At 27.4% G+C, this 19,808-nt stretch carries 17 protein-coding genes; 8 read left to right on the top strand and 9 right to left on the bottom strand.

The genetic code is table 11. The annotated features are described in order from the left end of the window. Positions 1-72: 72 nt before the first annotated feature. A complete protein-coding gene (gene htpG / locus QIA27_RS03310) occupies positions 73-1,923 on the top strand; it encodes a molecular chaperone HtpG (RefSeq protein WP_301403596.1) in 1,851 nt (616 codons plus the stop codon). 36 nt (positions 1,924-1,959) lie between these two features. Here the strand turns inward: htpG and crr are convergent, their stop codons facing one another. The 6 genes from crr to QIA27_RS03280 all read right to left on the bottom strand — a co-directional run bounded on the left by crr (position 1,960) and on the right by QIA27_RS03280 (position 7,848). Further along, positions 1,960-2,529 carry a PTS glucose transporter subunit IIA gene (gene crr, locus QIA27_RS03305; protein WP_301353852.1) on the bottom strand — a complete coding sequence of 190 codons (570 nt, stop codon included), beginning with the start codon at positions 2,527-2,529 and terminating at the stop codon, positions 1,960-1,962. 4 nt (positions 2,530-2,533) lie between these two features. Further along, positions 2,534-4,255: a phosphoenolpyruvate--protein phosphotransferase gene (gene ptsP / locus QIA27_RS03300; RefSeq protein WP_301386439.1), complete on the bottom strand. Its 1,722-nt coding sequence runs from the start codon at positions 4,253-4,255 to the stop codon at positions 2,534-2,536. A 20-nt stretch (positions 4,256-4,275) separates the two neighbouring features. Continuing rightward, the gene (locus QIA27_RS03295) at positions 4,276-4,536 is read right to left on the bottom strand and encodes an HPr family phosphocarrier protein (protein ID WP_183219403.1); all 261 of its coding nucleotides are present in this window, start codon (positions 4,534-4,536) and stop codon (positions 4,276-4,278) included. Between the two features lie 133 nt (positions 4,537-4,669). After that, on the bottom strand, positions 4,670-5,539 hold the full coding sequence (locus tag QIA27_RS03290) for an FAD binding domain-containing protein (protein WP_301353849.1): 870 nt from the start codon (positions 5,537-5,539) through the stop codon (positions 4,670-4,672). After that, positions 5,532-5,999, bottom strand: a complete 468-nt coding sequence (locus QIA27_RS03285; protein ID WP_301353847.1) for a hypothetical protein — start codon at positions 5,997-5,999, stop codon at positions 5,532-5,534. Before QIA27_RS03285 ends, QIA27_RS03290 begins: the two co-directional genes overlap by 8 nt. Beyond that, entirely contained in the window at positions 5,986-7,848 is a 1,863-nt protein-coding gene (locus QIA27_RS03280) for a hypothetical protein (RefSeq protein ID WP_301403712.1), read from the bottom strand. The genes QIA27_RS03285 and QIA27_RS03280 overlap by 14 nt, the downstream gene beginning before the upstream one ends. A gap of 282 nt (positions 7,849-8,130) precedes the next feature. Between QIA27_RS03280 and QIA27_RS03275 the strand changes: the two genes are divergently transcribed. Next, positions 8,131-9,642 carry a hypothetical protein gene (locus tag QIA27_RS03275; RefSeq protein WP_301403595.1) on the top strand — a complete coding sequence of 504 codons (1,512 nt, stop codon included), beginning with the start codon at positions 8,131-8,133 and terminating at the stop codon, positions 9,640-9,642. A gap of 24 nt (positions 9,643-9,666) precedes the next feature. On the opposite strand, the gene ligA is transcribed toward QIA27_RS03275, so the two are convergent. After that, positions 9,667-11,649, bottom strand: coding sequence for an NAD-dependent DNA ligase LigA (gene ligA, locus QIA27_RS03270; RefSeq protein WP_301403594.1), 1,983 nt, complete (start codon positions 11,647-11,649; stop codon positions 9,667-9,669). Positions 11,650-11,897: 248 nt separating this feature from the next. Between ligA and QIA27_RS03265 the strand changes: the two genes are divergently transcribed. From QIA27_RS03265 to QIA27_RS03240, 6 genes are read left to right on the top strand one after another with little or no spacing between them, the layout of a single operon-like run. After that, on the top strand, positions 11,898-12,278 hold the full coding sequence (locus QIA27_RS03265) for a response regulator (protein ID WP_301353842.1): 381 nt from the start codon (positions 11,898-11,900) through the stop codon (positions 12,276-12,278). Positions 12,279-12,288: 10 nt separating this feature from the next. Next, positions 12,289-12,705, top strand: coding sequence for a flagellar export chaperone FliS (gene fliS, locus QIA27_RS03260; RefSeq protein ID WP_301353841.1), 417 nt, complete (start codon positions 12,289-12,291; stop codon positions 12,703-12,705). Continuing rightward, entirely contained in the window at positions 12,695-13,096 is a 402-nt protein-coding gene (locus QIA27_RS03255) for a hypothetical protein (RefSeq protein ID WP_301403593.1), read from the top strand. Before fliS ends, QIA27_RS03255 begins: the two co-directional genes overlap by 11 nt. Next, positions 13,093-15,819 (top strand): DNA polymerase I, encoded by a 2,727-nt coding sequence (polA, locus tag QIA27_RS03250; protein WP_301403592.1) that lies wholly within the window; start codon positions 13,093-13,095, stop codon positions 15,817-15,819. The genes QIA27_RS03255 and polA overlap by 4 nt, the downstream gene beginning before the upstream one ends. Continuing rightward, positions 15,801-16,418: a dephospho-CoA kinase gene (coaE, locus tag QIA27_RS03245; protein WP_301386432.1), complete on the top strand. Its 618-nt coding sequence runs from the start codon at positions 15,801-15,803 to the stop codon at positions 16,416-16,418. Before polA ends, coaE begins: the two co-directional genes overlap by 19 nt. Beyond that, a complete protein-coding gene (locus QIA27_RS03240) occupies positions 16,402-17,148 on the top strand; it encodes an SPOR domain-containing protein (RefSeq protein ID WP_301403591.1) in 747 nt (248 codons plus the stop codon). Before coaE ends, QIA27_RS03240 begins: the two co-directional genes overlap by 17 nt. Here QIA27_RS03240 and QIA27_RS03235 read toward each other — a convergent pair. Further along, positions 17,131-18,495: an FGGY-family carbohydrate kinase gene (locus QIA27_RS03235; RefSeq protein WP_301403590.1), complete on the bottom strand. Its 1,365-nt coding sequence runs from the start codon at positions 18,493-18,495 to the stop codon at positions 17,131-17,133. The two genes, QIA27_RS03240 and QIA27_RS03235, sit on opposite strands and share 18 nt — an antisense overlap. Before the next feature lie 3 nt (positions 18,496-18,498). Continuing rightward, the gene (locus QIA27_RS03230) at positions 18,499-19,719 is read right to left on the bottom strand and encodes a ribose-phosphate pyrophosphokinase (protein ID WP_301403589.1); all 1,221 of its coding nucleotides are present in this window, start codon (positions 19,717-19,719) and stop codon (positions 18,499-18,501) included. Positions 19,720-19,808: the final 89 nt, after the last annotated feature.

Genomic DNA, 19,808 nt, shown 5'->3' with positions numbered 1-19,808 from the left:
GCTTTATTTATTATTTTTAGATTATGTTATATTATAAAAAAAGTAAAGATTAAATTGAAAAGGAAAATTTACATGAAAAAACAATTTGATACAGAAGTAAATGATTTGCTTTATTTAATCATTCACTCTCTTTACTCTCATAAAGAAATATTTTTAAGAGAATTGATATCAAATGCGTCTGACGCCATTGATAAACTCAAGTTTTTAAGTTTGACAAATGAAAAATTCAAAAACATTGTTTTAGAACCAAAAATAGAAATAACATTTGACGATAAAAGTATCCTAATTAAAGATAATGGCATCGGAATGAACGAAGAAGATTTAACTAATCATCTTGGGATAATTGCAAAATCAGGAACTAAAGAATTTATTAACAATTTAAAACAAGATGAAAAAAAATCTGCAAGTTTAATTGGTCAGTTTGGAGTTGGATTTTACAGTGCATTCATAGTATCAGAAAAAGTAGAAGTTACATCAAAAAAAGCACTAGAAAGCGATGCTTACATTTGGTCTAGCGATGGCAAAACAGGATATGAAATAGAAAAAGCAAAAAAAGAAGAGTCCGGCACAGAAATAAAGCTTTATCTTAATAAAGAAGGGCTTGAGTATGCTAATAAATGGAAAATTCAAGAAATTATCAAAAAATATTCAAATCACATAAATTATCCCATTTATATAAAATACAGCGAACCTATAATGAAGGACGGAAAACAAGAAGGAATAGAAGAAAAAGAAGAAAAATTAAATGAAACCACTGCTCTTTGGACAAAAAATAAAAGCGAAATTAAATCAGAAGAATACAATGAATTTTACAAAAATACAACCTTTGACTATGAAAATCCATTGCTGCATATTCATACAAAAGCTGAAGGGAATTTAGAATATACTAATTTATTTTATATTCCAAGTAAAGCTCCTTATGATTTATATTACCCAAACACTAAACCTGGGGTAAAGCTATTTATAAATAGAATCTTTATTACAGATTCTGAAGGCAGTTTGCTCCCAAACTATCTAAGATTTATAAAAGGAATTATAGACTGCCAAGATTTACCACTCAATGTAAGTAGAGAAATTTTACAGCAAAATAAAATTTTGTCTAAAATAAAATCATCTTCTGTAAAAAAAATACTAGGCGAGCTTGAAAAGCTAAGTAAAAAAAATCCTGAAAAATTTTCAGAGTTTTCCAAAGAATTTGGGAGATGCATTAAAGAAGGTGTTTATTCTGACTTTGAAAACAGAGAAAAGCTTATCTCATTGATAAGATTTAAATCTTCAAGCGTAGATGGATTTGTGTCTTTTAAAGAGTACAAAGAAAGAATGAATGAAAGCCAGAAAAGCATTTACTATATAACAGGTGGTAAAGAAAATATATTAAAAGAAAATCCAATAGTAAGCGCCTATAAAGAAAAAGGATTTGAAATCCTAATCATGGACGATGAACTTGATGAGGCTATTTTAAATCTAATTCCAGAATACGAAGGATTAAAATTAAAAGCAATAAACAAAAATGAAACTAGCAATGAATTAAAAGATGAAAATTTCAAAAAAATTGAAGAAGAGTTCAAAGATATTCTTACAAAAGTAAAAGAAATCCTTAAGGATCACATAAAAGAGGTCAATCTTTCGGCAACATTGATAAAAGAACCTTCAGCAATAATTGTTGATAGCAACGATCCAACTTACCAAATGCAGAAAATCATGCTGTCAATGGGACAAGAGGTAAAAGAAATTAAACCAATACTTGAATTAAACCCTAATAATAAAATAGTCCAAAATTTAAAAAATCTAGAGCCTGAAAAATTGGAAAAAATAAGTATTCTCCTTTTTGAGGAAGCTATGCTAACTTCAGGAATGCCTAGCAAAAATCCAGGAAAATTTATAAACATAATAAACGAATTTTTAGAAAAAGACTTGTTATGACTAAAAACAAAAGAGAGGGTTTAAAACTCTCTCTTTTTACTTTTTAACTCGCAACACTAAATCTTTACCTGCAGTAACAGGCTTTGTTTGAGATATTTTATGTCTAATTTCCTCTGTCAAAACAGTTGAAGACAGCAAAATATATTCGGCCTCATTTTCAAGCTTTCCAAAAGAATATTCTATACTTGAAACTTCATCGGAATTTGCAATAACAACCGGAGTAATAACGGATTCCGAATGCTCTTTTAAATATTCAAGATCGAGCCTAATAATAACTTCGCCTTGCTTGACATTAACGCCTTCTTCAGCAACTCTTGTAAAACCTTTGCCATTTAAATTAAGAGTATTAATTCCAAAATGGACAAAAATTTCAACACCTTCTTTGGTTTCAAGGCTAAAGGCATGATTAGTTTTAAAAATTTTACCTATTTTACCATCACAAGGCGCCAGCAACTCATTACTTGTTGGAAGAATTGCAATTCCATCACCGACTATTTTTTCAGCAAACGCTTCGTCGGGAACCTTATCAATTGACATAACTTTTCCACTAATCGGAGCAATCAAATCCAATGTAGCGGTTTTTTTAAAAAAATCTAAAAACCCCATATAACTAATCTCCTATAAATTTATCAAAATAACTTAAAGTTTCTTGCTCAGAATCGCTATTTAAAACCCTATTTGCCAATTCTTCCAATTCCATTATTGTATACTTTTTAAGCAAATATTTAATTCTAAGTGTAGCACTAGGAATCATACTCAAAGATCTAAATCCAAGACCTACAAGAAGTAACGCTCCAGCATCATCTCCGCCAAGCTCGCCACAAACAGATACATCAATTCCAGAACTAACTCCATCGTCAAGAACCTTTTTGATTAATTTCAAAACAGCAGGATTATACTTATCATATAAATTTGATATTTTTTGATTACCACGATCAACAGCTAAAACATATTGGGTTAAATCGTTAGTTCCTATACTAAAAAAATTCAATTTATTAGCAAGTTTAGAAGAAATTAAAGCTGCAGAAGGAACTTCTATCATGCAACCCACTTCCAAATTTTCATCAAAAGGCAAACTTCTAGACCTCAAATTGATTTTTGCATTATTCACAAAATATTCGATCGTTTCAATCTCTTCATATCTGGTAAGCATAGGCACCATTACCCTTATCTTCCCATAATGACTGGCTCTAAAAATAGCATTAAACTGTGCTTGGATTAATTCCTCATATTCCTTATACATCCTAAGCGCCCTAAAGCCCAAAAAGGGATTCTCCTCTTTTTTAAAATTAAGATAGGGAATTTCCTTATCCCCACCAACATCAAGAGTACGAATCGTAACAACCCCTTTCTTTTCCATTGTATCTATAACTCTTTTATAAGTTTCAAACTGCTCATCTTCTGTTGGGGGCTGTAAAGACTTCATATATAAGAATTCTGTTCTAAAAAGACCTATTCCCTCAACACCGTATTTATTAACATAGGTAACATCAACAGGTGTTCCAATATTTGCCTTTAAAAACACTTTTACGCCATCTTTTGTTTCAGCAGCTTTATCTTTTAAAGAAAAAAGCTCTTTTTCCATCTCTATTTGACGCAAAATCTTCCCTTCATAAAGATTAAGCTCATCAGAAGAAGGATTTTTAATAACAATAGAAGATATTGCATCAATGACTATTTTATCACCATCCTTTAACGCATCAATGTCTAGTAAAGTCATAACAAGCGCTGGAAGCCCCATTGTTCTTGCCAAAATAGCAGCATGAGAAGTTTCTCCTCCAACTGCAGTTAAAAATCCTTTAACATAATTTAAGTCAAACTGCATGGTATCAGACGGTGTTAATTCCTCGGTAACAAGAATAACATCTTTATTAATCTCAGAAAAATCGGTTACTTGACCTAAAATGATGGAAATTAATCTATTTCTAATGTCCTTATAATCAGATGCTCTTTCTTTTAAATAAGGATCTTTATAGTCTTCCACGCTTTTAACCAAATTTTCAAACGCCAAATAAATAGAATAAGCAGCGCTATAATTTTCCTTTGTAATAAACTCAATAACAAGCTCAGAAAATTCATCGTCTTCAACAATCAACACTTGACCTTCAAAAATACCTTTCTTGTCATCTCCAAATTGAAGCACGGCCTTTCTCTCAAGATCCTTAAGCGCTTCAATTGCTTTTGACTTAGCTTTATTGAATTTTGATATCTCACTATCAACTTGAGAAAAATCGATTTTTTCTCTACTTACAATTTTATCAAAATTTTTCCTAATACAAAGAACTTCTCCAATGCCTATCCCTTTAGATATTCTTTTACCCGATAAAGTCATAACTTAAATCCCTCTAAAATTCATTCCTTAAAAGATTCAATAAGCTTTGCAAGCTCTGAAGCAGCAATCTCCTCATCCTCACCCTCAGCACATATCAAAAGCTTTTTACCTGATGACAATTCCAAAGTTTGAAGCCTGAATAAACTCTTTCCGCTAACAGACTTCCCATCAGATTCTATTGTTATCTCACTAGAATATTCTTTAGCTTTTTTCACAAAAGTTGATGCAGGCCTAACATGTAAACCATTTACAGCCTTAATAATTGCTTCTTTTTTTACCATAAGTATAGAAACCCCTCATTATGAATATTATTTTTTGATTAACTTTTTACATTATAATACATAAAAATAAATATATTCCCTTTATATAAGAAATATAGCATACTAAAGATAGTAATTAAACTTATTTGGACCATTAAAAACTAAAACTCATTAATATATCTAAATAAAAATTCTTTATTAGCTTTAAATTTCTCTCTCCTATATTAAAATTTTTAGAATCTCTTATATTTTTATCCAACATTTTAAGAGAATTTTCTATTTCAGAAAATGAAAGCGGCAAAGATTTGTTTAAAAGTAAAATCTGAAAATCCTTTATGACGATCACTTTATCATCATAAAATATTTTTAACAAAAAATCATTTATAACATCTCTTTTTATGTTTAAAAGAATACATATAAAAATAATGTCCGTTTCTTCTAAAATGTCAAAAGACGAGGTATTGAAAAATACTTTATGATAAAAGCTTCTGTTCCATAGATTCATCATTGGAAATTTAAATTTAGTAACAAGAACAATACTTCGGTTTGCAATATACTCAACCCTATTTAAATTATAAGCACTAAAAACATAGGTTTTTTTAGTCAAAACATTTTTAAATTCAATTTGAGCATCAAGGCTCAACAATAAAGGATAAATATCAAAAATAGTATTTTTATAATAAAACCCATTTGCAAGGTTAATGCTATTTAAATATATTTTATCATTAAATTTTGAAATAAATTCATAAAGCAAACTTGGAATATTTTGCTTACCAATCTGAAGTATCTCGTTATAAGTAACGCACGGTCCCATTTCAAGAAAATTACCCCTTAAAGACACTTTATTAAATTTTTCAAAATTACCAACAAGAAAAAAATTATCAATGTGTGTTTCTTTATTGAATAAATTAGGATTTTTTTTAAAATCTAGCTCATTATAAATGATATAATTATTTAAATTTTTGTTAAATAAATTAGCGAGTATATTAAAACTTTCAGGATAATAAACCTTAACATTAACCATTTTTTCTATACAACTCTTCAGCTTTCAAATAGAGAGATAAAAAAGTATTAACATCCATACAATTACATTTTAATGAATTTCTATAGGCTAAAATATCCGATTTGCTTACAATCTTATTTTCCAAAAAGTAATAAAACAGCAAAATATTGGATTCAAAACAATTGCTACAAAAATTAAAATCATCTTCTAATAAAATCTTTTGCATGTACTGATAAAAACTTTTTTTCTTGAGTCCTTCAAGAGTAACTACACTACGACCATTTAAAATAAAAGCGGGAATTAAATTAGAATAAACAAGTCTAGAATCTAATAAAATTAAAAAAAATCTGTTATTATTAACGTACTCCAAACTATTACTCTTAGCAAAAAATATAGACTCCAAGAGACTTCTAGTCGCCAAAGAAAGACTAATCTTTTTTGAAACACTCTCCCCATTTAAATTGAAATTAATTAATATCAATTTTTACACTCCAGCTATTTAAAATTTCTTCAAAATCAAGAGGCGTACTACTTGTATTAAAAGCAAACATCTGGATCAAAGCAGTTCGAATTGCAGAAACAGAAACGATAAAAAAACTTCTAAAAGAAAAAACAAACTCGCCATCTTCAATAAATTCTAAGCTCAAACAATCTTTAATGTTGTAATTTACATTAGCACTGCAAAATACATAATCAACCGCTAACCCAAATATTGTACGAATTCTTTTGTTATTTAACTTAAGCTTGACAAATTTGCCTTGCTCTACAAAAAAGCTTACATTGCTAAAAACAACACTAAGAGAATAAAATTCAAATTTAAGCTCAACAGAACACCCAAGCATACAATCATTAACATAATCAACAGCTATTTTTTCTTTAAAAATAACAGGATATTCATTTATAAGATCTGCACTTATCAAAGAAGAAAAATTGTCCTTAATGCTTAAAATTGCTTTTTCAATCAAATAGGGATCTTTAAAAAGAAGACTATGAAAATCAGCAAAATCTAATACACTCTCATCTATTAAAAAATTTATGCTACTATAGGCCAAGCCCAATGTTTTTGCCAAACTATTTTTCAAATAGTTGCTTAAATTGTTGTCAATAATACTGTAGGGTAAAAATATATTTAATCCGTCCTTATATAAGAAAGCAACAACGTATTGCTCTCCACCTAAAAAATAAGTGTTTGAATTCAAATACGCAAAACCAACTCCCCTGCGACTAGTATCAAAAATATTGTAATTTTTATTAACACTTAAAACAGAAGATTTCTTTATCAAAGAATTCTTTAAATCTAATTTTTTAAAAATTTTAAAAAAACTACTATAATCACCTTTAATTTGCGTAAGCAAATAACCTATTGGCTCACAAGACATCACTAAAGCAAGATTGTAAAAATTGGAATAAATAAAATTATAAACAGAGGTCTCAAATGCCAAAAGATTGTCATAAAAAAATATGAAGTCACTTTTATCCTCAACAAAAGAAAATTCTAAAAATCCATCAAAAAACAAATTTTTAAAAATATTATTAATAAATTTAAAATAAAACTTATATAAAAAATTTAAAGGTCTATTTATTACAATTTTTAAAATAATCTTTGAAAGCTTGCCACCTTCCAATAAACAATTAGAAACTGAAAAGGTTAAATTTAAATTATCTAAAACTCCAAAATGCCTTTTGTAATAAACAACATTAACCTTTTTATTAATTCTTTTTGAAATTACAATGCCTTGCAAAATTGCATTAAAAGAAATAGGAAAAATAGAACTAGACCAGTAATTATTAATAGAATTGATTTTTATTTTGTCTTTATTCACACCAAAATTTTCACTAATAAAAAATTTCAAAAAAGAAATATTGTCTACGTTAGCATCAATAATTAAATTTTCAGAATCAAAAAATATTTTAACTAAAATAAAGTCGTCTGGAAAACTATTGTAATCACTAAATTCATAACAAGCATTCAAAGCATTGCAAGTTTCTGATTCTTTCTTTTCAAATCCAGAAGAGTAATTATTACTCCCATCGTCAATTCTTAGATTAAAAAGAACACTTTTTTCTGCTTTTAGTAAACAATCCAAATTATCTGAATACAAAACCAAGGGAATTTGACCTTCAAAGCTTATTTTATTATCAAAAAGCTTTAAATTAAATTCATTAGAATCAACAAAATCTCTAAACTTTAAAGTTATATTGTCTTTATAACTGATACTAAAAATTGAACTTACATGTTCATCTACAAAGCTAAAATCTTCAATAAAAGAATCTTTAACATTACAACAAACTGGCAAAGCCCAAAATTCATATGCATCTGCATTTGTCAAATTCACAAACTCCAACTAAACAAAAAAATTAAATCAGCAAGAACCTATCATTACATAAATAAAAAGGATTGGAAAATAAAACTTCAAAAACAGCTGACCTTGCCAACATACGTAACAATTTTAAAGCAACCTAATAAGAAATTCACTTAAAACTAATTTGAAATTAGTATCCACTTGTCAATAAAAATAGCATCTTCGTTGATTTTTATCGCTTTTGATAAATGGACAAACTATGCTAACATTATAAATTATAGATGTTTTCTAAATAAAAACAAGGACTTTATGAATAAAACAAAAAATCTAAGCTTTAAATACTTTATAATACTTTCATGTATATTATTGTTTGGAGCTAATAATACAATAAGCTACTCTAGCATTGAAATTCCCTTTGAAGACTTAAGTGAAGAATTCAAAGATACTGGGAATAAAAACGATCAAATAAATACCCCAAAACATTTAAACAAAAACATAGTTTCTTATAAAGACCCCAAAAAAGGTAAAGATCTAAAGTTGCCAGAAAATATAAGAGACAAAAAACTGTTTAAAAAAAGAATGGATGAAAATGATCTAAAATCTGTAATTGAAAATTATGAAAATAAAATTAAAAACATAGAAAAGCTTTTAAAAAACAAAAATCAAAAAGTATCAGCAAATGAAAAAGAAAAAATAGAATCAATTGAACGAAAAGCAAAAAAATATGAAATTTTAACCAATAAATTAAAAAACGAAATATTAGAAATAAAAAAGCTCCTTAACGAAAAACTCGGACCTAAAGAAGATGAAAATTATGAAAAAATAAATACCGAAAACATTGAAGAAGAAGATGATGATGATGATGATGATTTTGAAGAAAATTATGAATATAATGATGAAATTGAAGAAATAAATGAAGACAACCGTCCTTCTAATGAAAGAATAATAAACAATCTAAAAGAAACCCTTCATGAGAACGAAAAATATTTTGCTATTAATGAAAAAAAATTTGATGAACTTGAAGACAGAATTAATGATAACGAAAATACTATTTTGGACTTGCAAAGAGAATTAAGAAATTTTAAAAAAAAAGATGACTCAAATAAAAACTTAGAAGAAATTGAAGAAAACTTATCTTCAATAGGGAAAATAATCAATGACCTGAGAAAAAAAATTAGCACAAATGAAGCAATAAACAAAGAAAATCAAAAAAAAATAAGAACTGATAAACACAAACTCAAAGAGCTAGAAGATAAAATAAAGGAAAATGAAGAGACTATTTTAAAACTTCAAAAAGAATTAAATAATTTTAAAAAAAAAGAAATTTCTCAAAAATTATTTAACGAAGAAACTTTCGCTCCTCCAGTCATTACAAATAAAAATGATGACTTAGAAGAAAATAACGAATTAGAAAATAAATATTTGAAGCCTACTAGGCCCACAGAAAAAAATGAAAACCAAGATTTAGAAGAAAATACTAAAAGCACCCCCAAAACAACTATGATCAAAACAGCAGATTTTCAAATCTACCCTGACATATACCTTAATAACTATAAATTTAAAGAAAAAGGAGATCAATTTGCATTTAAAAAAGAAAACACATACTACATTGAAATAGATCCAACTAATAATTTAAATGAGGCTTTAAAAAATCATGAAATAATCTCAAAATATAAATTCGAAAAATATTTTATTAACCCTACTCTAAAAAATAAAGAAGAATTTTTTAGGAACTTAATAGAAGTCAAAAATATCCACGAACTAGGGATTATGTATAAAAGTCTAAAGCCTGAATTTAAGCAAATAAAAATAATTAAATAAAAATCAAACTCTCTTAAATCTAATTTAATCTAAGTAATTCTTAATGTCCTCAAAAGACATAATTTTTATGTTCAAATTCAAAGCTTTTTCAAGTTTTGACCCAGCTTTTTCTCCTACAACAAGAAAATCTAAATCCTTAGTCACACAAGCTTTAAAAATTGATCCTTTATTTTTTAACTTATCAATAATAATGGACCTAGAATAACCATTAAAAGCTCCAGTAATGCAAAACTTTTTATCAGCTAATAAATTGCTTTCATCATCAATCACAATACACTCTTCCATTTTAAATTCCAAATTTTCAAAAAATTTAAACTTATTAATCATTATTGAATCATTAAAAGCTTCAATAATATTAAAAGCAATTTTTTCTCCGATGCCTTTAATTTTCAACAATGTTAAAAAAGCAAAATCCTTATCTTGACAAAGCCTAAAAAGTTTTGAAAATGAATTTAAATTATTAAGAAATAATAACCTTATTGTGTTTTCCCCTAACTCTTTAATTCCCATGCTAAGAAGCAATTTACTAAATGGTTTTTTTTTGCTAGCTTCAATTGAATTTATCAAATTATTTATCCTTCTACCTTTAAACCCTTTAAATTTAAGAAGTTTATAAAAATCAAATGTATAAAGATCAATTTCTGAAGAAATAAATTTATTCTCAAAAAGAAAAGAAATAATCTTATCAGAAAATCCTTCAATATCCATACAATTTTTACTGCAAAAATATTTGATTCTCTCAACTGCTACTGAAGGACAATTATTATTTGTACAAAAAAAATGCGCTCCTTCTTTTACTACAACCGTTTTGCAAGCTGGACAATTCTCAGGAATCTTAAAAAATCCTGTTGAAAATTTATTTATCACCATTTCAACAGCAGGAATTACATCTCCCCTTCTTGAAACTTTAACAACATCACCAACATTTAAATCAATTGACATTATATAATCTTGATTGTGCAATGTTGCATTAGTAATAAAAGCTCCTGAAACAAAAACTTTATCAATATTAGCAACCGGAGTAATTTTACCACTACGCCCAACCTGAACAACAATACTATTTACCTTACTAAAACCTGAAAGCGCTTCAAATTTGTAAGCCATTGCCCATTTAGGGTGATGTGAAGTATACCCCAATCTTTCTCTTAGCGCAAAATCGCTGACCTTAAGAACAACTCCATCTATTTCATACTCAAAAGAATTTCTTTTTTTTGTTATATTTGCTATATAACTTAAAACTTCTTCGATTGAACTTTTTTGATCAAAAAACCTAATCAAAGGATTAACCTTAAAACCCAATTTTTTAAGTCTTGCAGTAGCTAAATTATTAGTCTTAAACTCCAACCCAGCATTCAAAAAATCATAAATGAAAATATTTAAAGGAAAATTAGCAACCTCTCTGCTATCAACCCTTCTAAGTATTCCCGAAGCTAAATTTCTAGAATTAGTGTAAGGCTTTTCCAAAGATTTATTTATTTTAAAAAAATTTTCTTTAGTAATATAAACTTCTCCCCTTAATACTAAATCAACCTTTTCATCAATAAATAAAGGAATATGCCTAATAGTTCTAACATTCTTAGTAACGTCATTACCAAATTTTCCATTACCCCTAGTAAGAGCTTTTTCAAGAATGCCATCTTTATAATAAAGAACAATAGAACATCCATCAATCTTTGGCTCAACAGAAATATTAAAAGAATCGTTAAAATCAATCTTATCTATCCATGTTTTTAGCAAATTAAGATCATAAACCTTATCAAGACTTAATATAGGAACAGAATGTTCAACCTCTTTAAAGTCATTCAAAAGATCACTACCAAATTTAAGAGTGGGAGAATCTAAAGTTTTGTATTCGGGATACTTACTTTCTAACTCTTGAAGCCTTAAAATATGCTTATCATATATAAAATCTTCAACACTAGGCAAAGAATCAACATAGTACTCTTTATCCCACTTTCTGATTAACTTCTTCAGGTCTGCAATTTCTTGCTGTACTTTGCTGGTCATAGGGTAAAATTTAACATATTCTTTATTATTTTATCAAATAATCTAAATTCAAAAGAAAAGCTTACTTTTTTATTATACAAATTATAAAAGAACACCAAAAAATATATATTATTTTTACCTATGTTTAAACTAAAATAATCTTTAAATAAAAATATCAATAAAAAGACAAAATTATAAAAAATGTGAATTATACTTTAATTGTCGTTAAAGATATTTTAATATGTTAGAATGAGTAAAGGAGCACTTGTTTGGAAGAAGGCAAAAAAGCTTTAATAGCTGATGACTCACTTTTTATGAGAAAAAACTTAATAAAAATCTTAAAGCAATTGGGATTTAAAGAATTTTTAGAAGCCGAAGATGGAATTCAAGCTGTTAAAGAATTTGAGAAGCAAAACAATATTGATTTAATAACACTCGATATAACAATGATGGGAATGGATGGAATTACAGCTCTTGAGAGGATGCATGAAATTAATAAGAAATTGACTAAAAAGCTTAATATATTAATGGTTACAGCTATTGGAAAGCAAGAATTAATACAAAAAGCTTTATCTCTTGGAGCTAGAGGATACATTACAAAGCCTTTTAAACAAGACCAAATAATAGAACAAATTAAACTTTTGGATTAGAGGGAAAATTTTGATAGCAAAAGAAAAAATATATAAACAAACGCAAATAAACACATCAAACCCCCTCTCAATATTGATAATGCTTTATGACAAAGCAATACAGGATTTAAAAGTTGCCAAAGAACTTATACAAGATGAAAATTGGCAAAATAGAATTAAAGCTAATGAAAAAATCTTTCATGCACAAGAAATCATTACTGAATTAATGTCAACCTTAAATTTTGAACAAGGTGGAAACATCTCTACAAATTTACTCTCAATATACTCATTTTTAAATAAAGAGCTCGAAAATGTTCTTTTAAAAAAAGAAATACACAAAATTGACAATGTTATAAAACAATTGCAAATATTAAGCTTTACCTGGAAGCAGCTAAAAAAAGAAAATAATGTTACTCAAAATAAATTAGGAATCAATATTGTCAGCTAATGAAATTTTAAAAAAATATTTTAGCAATTTATTATTAGAATTAAAAGAATTAAAGTTAATATTAACAATAGAAAGTAATGAACTGCAAAGAGAAGAAATAGGAATATTAAACATAACCAATCCTAAAAAAGATTTAATATTAGAATCAATAACAAACTATTATAAAACAATAAATGCATGGTTGAAATCTAAAAACCAAAAATTGGATAATTTCGACTATTTGATTAAAGAAATTAACTTACTAAAAGAAGAAATATATATTAAATATCAAATTTGTTCTAAAATATTACAACAAATTGTAAATGCAAAAAGAAAAATCCCAAAAATCAAAAAACATCAAAACCGTATTACAGTAAGCAATTCGCCTATAATGTTAGATATTAAAATATGAAAGAACTTTACCTAGTTGACGCATTAAACATAATATTTAGAAATTATCACGTAATGAAAAATTATCCGCTTTTAAACACGCAAGGAGAAAATGTAAACGCATTTATTGGCTTTTTTAAAACATTATTTTTCATAATAAAAGAAAAAAATCCTGAACATTTGATTATTACATTTGACTCAGAAATACCAACTTTTAGAAAACAAAAATATCCAAACTACAAAGCAACAAGAGATGCACCTCCTAATGATTTAATACCTCAAATCGGATGGATAAAAGAAGGTCTTTTAAAGGCAAAAATACCAATCTTTGAGATCGAAGGCTACGAAGCTGACGATCTTTTAGCTAGTTTTGCGAAAAAAGCTGCAAAAAACAACTATTTAACTTACATTATTTCCCCTGACAAAGACTTGCTACAAACAATGTCAGAGCACATCAAAATACTTAAAATTGAAAACAACAGCTTTATTGAAATGAATAATGAATACGTAATAAAAAAATTTGGAATAAATAGCTCTCAAATAAAAGATTATTTAGCTATTGTTGGAGACAGATCTGACAATATACCCGGAATAAAAGGCATTGGACCAAAAGGAGCAGCAAATTTATTAAGAGAATTTAAAACATTAAAAGGAATATATTCAAATATAGAGCGAATAAATAAAAAACATCAAGAAATTTTAATCAGAGAAAAAGAAAATGCTTTTTTAAGCTATGATCTTGTAAGTCTTGAAGAAAATTTAAAAATTCCAGAAATTGAAAACTTCGCCTTAAAAAATTTTAGTGAAGAGATAATATCTTTGTTTGAAAAACATTCAGCAATTGCTCTAATAAAAACTTATAAAAAGGACATCTTAAAACAAGAAAAAGAAAATGTAGACCAAAAAAGCTTATTTAAGCAAGAACCTACTATCAGCAACTTAGATACCCTAAATACAATTGACACAGAAAATGTCAAATACCATCCAATAACAACAAAAAAAGAGCTTGACAATTTAATAGAAAGCCTTAAAAAAGCTAAATACGTATCAATAGACACAGAAACATCTTCGCTTGACACCTACACAGCAAAATTAATTGGGATTTCCATTTCATTTAAAGAATTTGAGGGTTACTATATTCCAATCGAAGCTAAAGGAAAAGTTTACATAGAAAAACATTATATAATACAAAAATTTAACAATCTATTTGAATCAAAACCAAAAATAATTGGTCAAAATTATAAATTTGACTATAAAATACTTAAAAATAATGGATTTAACCCTATACCACCTTATTTTGACACAATGATTGCAGCATACCTTATTGACACAAACTCAAAAGTATCGCTTGATTTTCTTGCAGAAAAATATTTAATGCATAAAAATATTAAATATGAAGATGTAATACAAAAAACCGATAACTTCGCAAATATATCTTTAGAAATGGCAACAAGTTATGCATCTGAAGATGCTGATATTACATTTAGATTATTTAATGTATTTAACGAAAAATTAAAAGAAGACGGACTCGATAAGTTGATGTACGAAATAGAAATGCCTTTTAACAAGGTAATTATAGAAATGGAAGAAAATGGCATTTACCTTGATAAAGAATATTTAAAAGAATATGGAAAAGAACTTGGAAAAGAATTAGAACTAATCGAAAACGAAATAATAAAAAGCATAGGAATTGATTTTAATCTAAATTCTCCAAAACAAATGCATGAAATTTTATTTGAAAAATTAAATCTAAAATTACCAGAGAAAATGAAAAAAGATTCAACTGATATAAAAGTGCTTGAATCTCTAAAAGGACAGCATGAATCAATTGAAAACCTAATAAAACACAGACAAATTGCAAAATTGAAGAGTACTTACACAGATAATTTGATAGAACTAATAAACTATAAAACAAATAGGCTGCATACAAGCTTCATACAAACAAAAACAGCAACTGGTAGAATCACCAGCATAAATCCCAACTTACAAAACATACCAATAAAAGAAGAGAAAGGTCGAAAAATAAGAAAAGCATTTAAACCGGAAAATGGAAATATTTTTATTTCTGCTGATTATTCTCAGATTGAGCTTGCTATACTTGCTCATTTATCACAAGACGAAGTCCTTATTAAAGCATTTGAAAACAATAAAGACATTCATGCAGAAACTGCTTCTAAGCTTTTTAAAATAGAGGAAAAAGAAATTACTCCCAATTTGAGAAGAATAGCAAAATCTATTAATTTCGGAATAATTTATAGAATGTCAGATTTTAGACTTGCAAAAGAACTGGGAATTACAAAAGAAGAAGCAAAAGGATTTATAAACTCTTACTTTGACTCTTATCCAAAGATCAAAGAGTTTATAACAAATCAAATAAACTTCGTAAGAAATTCTGGATATAGCGAAACAATTTTAAAACGCAGAAGATATATAAAAGAAATTAATAGCAATAATTATCTAGAAAGATCTGCCGCAGAAAGAATCGCAATAAATAGCATAATTCAGGGAAGTGCCGCTGATATCATGAAAATTGCAATGATCAAAGTATTTAATGAATTTAAAAGTAAAAAAATGAAATCAAAAATATTATTGCAGGTGCACGATGAAATGCTCATTGAATCCCCTATTGAAGAGGAAAATGAAACAAAAAAAATATTAAAAAATATGATGGAGACCGCTTACACATTAAATCTACCTTTAAGAGCAAATATTGAAACGGGTAAATCATGGGGAGAAATCCATTAATCATTGGAATAACGGGAAGAATTGCATCTGGAAAAGATGCTGCTTCTAAAATAATTAGCAATAAATATGGATTTTACGAAATAAATGCAGACAAGCTTGGACATTCAGTCTTACATGAAAAAAAAGAAGAATTGGTTAAAATATTTGGTCAAAAAATATTAAATACTAAAAATGAAATAGACAGACTCTTAATAAGAAATCTTGTATTTAATGACAGTGGCGCATTAAAGAAGCTTGAAAGCATATCGCACCCAATCATACTTAATAAAACAAAAAAAATCCTAATTCAAAGCCAATCTACAAAAATACTAATCAATGCTGCTTTACTTTTTAAAATAAATTTAGAAAAACTTTGCGACTATATAATCGTGGTCAAAGCCAAGACTTCTATAATAAAAAATAGATTATCATATTCTACACCAAACATAGACTTAAATATAATCAATAAAATACTCAAAATTCAAAAAGATATTTTTTTTAAAAAAAATATTATAAACTTAAGAATAATCAATATAATTAATAATAAGAATTATGCATATCTAGAAAAAGAAATTGAAAAAAAAATGCGGGGGATCATTAACTATGAAAGATTTGAATGAAAACAATGATAACAACAAAGGATTTTTTGTAGCACTAACCTCGATTGCAACAGTTTGTATCATAATCTTTCTTGGGACAATTATTTTCTTTCCAAACAAAAATTTGGCCTCAGATATTGCAGAGAAAAATATTGTTTTAGAAGAAACTAAAGATGAAAGCACTTTAGAAAACGTTGACCAAAATGAAAAATCTTTAAAGGTATCTGAAACTCCAAATGAAATAATCATAGATTTAACACAAGATTTAAACAAAGAAAAAAAAACTACGACTCAAAAAATACCTAATGCTTCTCAAAAATTAAAAACCATTGAAAAATCTCAACCTACAACTCAAAAAATACCTAATGCTTCTCAAAAATTAAAAACCATTGAAAAATCTCAACCTACAACTCAAAAAATACCTAATGCTTCTCAAAAATTAAAAACCATTGAAAAATCCCAATCCTTAGCACAAAAAAATTTAAATATTGATAACATATATGACCCCAATACAGAATATTACATACAATTTGTATCACTCTCAGACCCAATCAATGCAGACAACTATATTCAAAAATTACTCAAATATAATATAGTTGCCAAAATATATTCTGCAACAGTAGATAATAAAGATATTTACAGAGTGAGATCTGGCCCTTATAAGACCAAATCAGAAGCAAAAACAGACCTTAAAAAAATAGCAGGAATAAGTGAATTTAAAGAAACTTACATATTACCCGTTAACAAATAAGCTATAATTATTAATATATTTTTGATATTTTTCTAAATATTCTTCATGAACCTCGATAATAGGCGAAACAACGTGCTTAATCTTTGCAAGCTTTAAAAAAGAATCATTTAAACTGCCAAATTCTTTTAACGAATAGAATACTTGAATTGCCCCTCCAATAATCTCTGAATGCTTAAAATCAAAAATCTTCAACTCTTTGCCAAGAATATTTGCTTTTATTTGATTTAAAAGCAAATTATCGGAATTAGATCCACTAACAAAAATACTTGAAATTTCTTTTTTACAGGCTTTTAATTCTACTAATCTGTTGTAAAAAGCAAAACATACAAACTCAAGTATTGCCAAACCAATCTCTAATGGATTTTTAATACTGCCAAAAATTCCTTTACTTAAATCTTTACTAATATAAGGATCTAAAATAAACAAATCATTAAAAAGTTTAATTTTGCTTGGATAAAAGTATACATCATTTAAAATGGCACTTTTAACAATCTTTTCTAAAAGAAACTCAAAAGTCAAACTTTTTTTATAAAAGCTGTCTTTTAATAGTTGAATCAAATATCCAAAAGGAACGATTCTCCCAACAATAAAATATCCTTCTAAAAAATAAGGATATTCCAAAGAAAATCCGGGTAAATATGCGCTTGAAACAAAATTAAATCCTTCACTTGTACCCATTCTATTTGACACAATCCCTTCTTGAAAAGCACCACTTCCCATCAAAACACTCAAATAATCTGATCCCGCATTAATTACACTAATTCCGCTACTTAGTCCAAATTCAACTCCTGCTTTATAAGTTACAACACCAATATTTTCTCCCATTCTTATGAACGGAGGGAATTTGTTCTTATCAAGCCCATATTTTTTTATCTCCACATCGTCCCAAATAAAAGGAATATAATCTATACTTGGAAAGCTTGTAAAAAGCTTTCCAGTAAGCAAATAAATAAAATACTCAAAACAAGAAACAAAATAGCTTATTTTAGAATATGTTCCTCTTTCAACAGTACTAAGCACATAGGGCAAAAATACAGACTTCCCCCTAAAATCAGGTTTAATTTTAAGGGAATTCCAATGTAACACTTCCAAAGGAATTAAATTTGAATTTAAAGCAATTAAACATGGTGAAATACCACTAACAGAAATGCAATCTATTTTGCTAGACTGAAAGTTGGATATGGCTTTTTTAAAAGAAAAAAGCCATATATTAAAGTCAAAATTTTCGAAATCGACATCAAAATAATCTGAATAACTAATATCGATATAGCTTAAAACTCCATTTTCAGAACTAACTAATGCTGCCTTTAAAACACTAGTGCCAATATCAATACTAAGAGCATTCATAAATTAACCTTTGGCAATCAATTTTTGAATATCATCCCTTCTGTCAAGAATTTTTTGTAAACCAACTTTATTATAAATTGCAAAGATTGCATCTGCAAAAAGATATGCAACATTAGCTTCATGATACCAAGGCTTATTTATTAATTCATCATTATGATAAACAGCATTTGTTCCAATTATTTTATAAAAATACCCTTCCTCATAAGCTTTGTCAAAATATTTAATAGCATCTCCATTAAAAAATGGCAAACTAATCCCACATACAATCTTTTTAGCGCCCATGCTTTTAAGCAATTTCATTGCCTTGATCAGAGTACCCCCAGTAGCTAACATATCATCACTCATAAAAACATTCTTACCTTCAACGTCTCCTAAAAGTTTGGTTACAGAAATATTTGAATCGGCAGCATCATTTGAAACTCTTGAATAATCTCTCTCCTTATAAAGCAAGGCAAGAGGACTCTTAAGGCTTGATGCAAAAAATTTATTCCTACTTACAGCACCCGTATCAGGTGAAACAATAACTAAATTGGAATCTTTAATGTCGAGCAAATCCCTAAGAGACCTAAAGATTTCATAAGAAACATTTAAATTTTCAAAATAAACCTTCCTAAATACATTCTCAATGGCCTTTGAGTGAATGTCTAAAGTCAAAATATGTCTAATCCCCAGTTCTTCTAAAAATCTTCCAATAAGACTTGCCGTTAAACATTCTCTTGAATGTTTTTTATCTTGCCTTGAATAAGGATAAGACGGAACAATAACACTAACAGAGTTGGCTTTAGCCTGCATGCAAGCATCTATTGTCGTCATTAAATTCATTATGTGGTCATTAACTGTCATAATTATTTTTTCATTACTATTTATTTCAACTTCGTAAGTATTAGCAACATCTTGAACAATAAAAATATCCTTATTCCTGATTGTTTTTAAAATTTCAGTTTTAAATTCACCATTGGCAAATTTAACAAATTTTACAGGAATTTCTAAAGGCTCTTTACTCTTAAGGGTAGATAAACTAAGGCCTTCTAAAAAAGGAGATAAAACTTTTTCAATCTTAAAAATTTCTTCCTTTAGAGCTTTAGAATCTTGGCATATACTATCTAAAATATCATTTTCAACATTTATAAATATCCTTTCAAGCTCTTCTATTATCTTACTGGCGAAAACTCTACCCCCAGGACAAGCAATAATTCCTATTGATTTTTTTTTAAGTAAATTCACCTAACTCCTCGTTTTTTTATAAGAAATATTTATATCTCAACAGTCTTAATTTGATAGTTAACATAATTTATACGCATAAAATAACTAAA

Origin of the sequence: [Borrelia] tanukii (genome assembly GCF_030439725.2) — a bacterium.
Classification (GTDB): domain Bacteria; phylum Spirochaetota; class Spirochaetia; order Borreliales; family Borreliaceae; genus Borreliella; species Borreliella tanukii.
The sequence above is the reverse complement of the archived record's forward strand: the minus strand, read 5'-3'. Positions and strand labels throughout refer to the sequence as shown.